Annotated in this window: 1 protein-coding gene; it reads left to right on the top strand. The window is 75.9% G+C overall.

The window, feature by feature from the left end; all coding sequences use genetic code 11:
- Positions 1 to 14: 14 nt before the first annotated feature.
- Positions 15 to 2,613, top strand: a 2,599-nt coding sequence (locus tag IE329_RS39720; protein WP_229928155.1) for a condensation domain-containing protein, incomplete at its 3' end; no start/stop codon positions are given.

Raw genomic sequence — 2,613 nt, 5'->3', positions numbered from 1 at the left:
CCTACGAGCTGTGGGTGCCCCTGCTCGCCGGCGGCACCGTGGTCGTCGCCCCGCCCGGCGGCCTGGACGCGCCGGGACTGCGGGCCGTCGTCGCCCGCCACGGTGTGACCGCCCTGTTCGTCACCAAGGCCCTGTTCGACCTGGTCGCCGAGGAGGACCCGGAGGCCTTCGCCGGTCTGCGGACGGTCTCCACCGGCGGCGAGGCCGCCTCGGGCGCCCTGATGCGCCGGGTCCTGGACGCCTGCCCGGACCTGCTGCTCGCCCACGTCTACGGCCCGACGGAGGCGACCACCTTCGCCACCTACCAGGCCCTGTCCGCGACCGAGGCGGCCGCCGTCCGGGTGCCGATCGGCACCCCGCTGGACAACATGCGCAGCTACGTCCTGGACGAGCACCTGCGACCGGTACCGCCCGGGGTCGCGGGGGAGCTGTACATCGCCGGCGCCGGCCTGGCCCGCGGGTACTGGAACCGGCCCGCGCTGACCGCCGAGCGCTTCGTGGCCTGCCCGTTCGTCCCCGGCGGCCGGATGTACCGCACCGGCGACCTGGTGCGCCAACGCGGCGCAGGCGCGCTGGAGTTCCAGGGCCGGGCGGACGCCCAGGTGAAGCTGCGCGGGTTCCGGATCGAACTGACCGAGATCGAGGCGGTGCTCAGCCGCCACCGGGCCGTCCGCCAGGTGATCGTGATCGCCCGCGAGGACCGGCCCGGCGACACCAGGCTGGTCGCCTACTGCGCCGCCGCCGGCGAACCGGATTCCCTGGCCGCGGAGTTGCGCAGGCTCGCGGCCGACGCCCTGCCCGCGTACATGGTCCCCGCCGCCGTGGTGGTGCTGGACGCGCTGCCGCTGAACGCCAACGGCAAGGTCGACCGCCGGGTGCTGCCCGCCCCCGAGCAGGGCCGGGCGGCCGGCGGCCGGGCGCCGCGCGACCCCCGCGAGGAGATCCTCTGCGGACTGTTCGCCGAGGTGCTCGGCCTCGACGAGGTGACCATCGACGAGGACTTCTTCGACCTCGGCGGCCATTCCCTGCTGGCCACCCGCCTGGTCAGCCGGGCGCGCACGGCCCTCGGGGTGGAACTCGGCATCGCCGACCTGTTCCAGGCCCCGACCGTGGCCGGCCTGGGCGAACGGCTCTCCGGCAGCGCCACCCGGCCCGCCCTGCGCCCCCGGCCCCGCCCGGCGCACCTGCCGCCGTCCTACGCGCAGCAGCGCCTCTGGTTCATCGGCCAGGTCGAGGGCCCGAGCCCCACCTACAACGTCACGCTCGCCCTGCGCCTGCGCGGCCCGCTCGACCGGTCCGCGCTGGCCGAGGCCCTCGCGGACGTGGTGGACCGCCACGAGTCCCTGCGCACGGTCTTCCGGGCCGTCGACGGCGTGCCCGGGCAGGAGATCCTGGCCGGCCCGTCCGCCCCCCTGCTCACCGTCACCGGGGCCCCCCTCGACGAGCTGGCCGGCCACACCTTCGACCTGGCCACCGACCTGCCGGTGCACGCGTACCTGCGGCCGGAGGGACCGGACGAGCACGTGCTGCTGCTGGTCATGCACCACATCGCCAGCGACGGCTGGTCGATGGGCCCGCTCTTCCAGGACCTCGCCCGCGCCTACCGGGCCCGCTGCGGCGGCGCCGCCCCCGACTGGCGGCCGCTGCCCGTCCAGTACGCCGACTACACCCTGTGGCAGCAGGAGCTGCTCGGCTCCGAGCAGGACGGCGGCAGCCTGCTGGCCGGCCAACTGGCCTTCTGGAAGGACGCCCTGGCCGGGCTGCCGGAGGAGCTGGCGCTGCCGCTGGACCGCCCCCGCCCGCCGGTGGCCGGCCACCGCGGCGACGTGGTGCCGGTCGAGCTGGAACCCGCCCTGCACCGGCGGCTGGTGGAGCTGGCGGCGGCCAACGGCGTCACCGTCTTCATGCTGCTCCAGGCCGCGCTGGCCACCCTGCTGCACCGGTTCGGCGCCGGGGCCGACATCCCGATCGGCGCGCCGGTGGCCGGCCGGATGGACGAGGCCCTGGACGAGCTGGTCGGGTTCTTCGCCAACACCCTGGTGCTGCGGGTCGATCTCGGCGGCCGGCCGAGCTTCGAGGAGGTGCTGCACCGGGTCCGGGCGACCAACCTGGCGGCGTACGCGCATCAGGACGTGCCGTTCGAGCGGCTGGTGGAGGAGCTGAACCCGGTCCGCTCGCTGGCCCGGCACCCGCTCTTCCAGGTGATGCTGGCCTTCAACAACACCGCTGAGGCGAACCTGGAGTTCCCGGGCGTCAAGGCCGAGTTCGAGCCGGTCGGCGGCGGCAGCGCGACCTTCGACCTGACCCTCAACCTGGTGGAGCGCCGGGGAGCGGACGGGACCGCTGCCGGGCTCGGCGGTGCCTTCGAGTACGCCACCGACCTGTTCGACCGCGCGACGGCGGAGCGGCTGGCCGCCGGGCTGGTCCGGCTGCTGGAGCAGGTGGCCGAGGCCCCGGCGGGCCCGGTGGGGGCGCTCGACGTGCTGTCGGCCGGTGACCGGCGGGCCCTCGCGGCCTGGAACGCGACAACCCCCGCCCCGGCGCCGCCGCTCTTCACCGAGGTGTTCGAGGCGCAGGCGGCCCGGACGCCGGACGAGGTGGCGCTGGTCTGCG

The sequence above is a fragment of the Kitasatospora indigofera genome, from assembly GCF_014655955.1.
GTDB lineage: Bacteria > Actinomycetota > Actinomycetes > Streptomycetales > Streptomycetaceae > Kitasatospora > Kitasatospora indigofera.
Note: the sequence above shows the minus strand (reverse complement) of the source record. Positions and strands in the feature narration are given on the sequence as shown.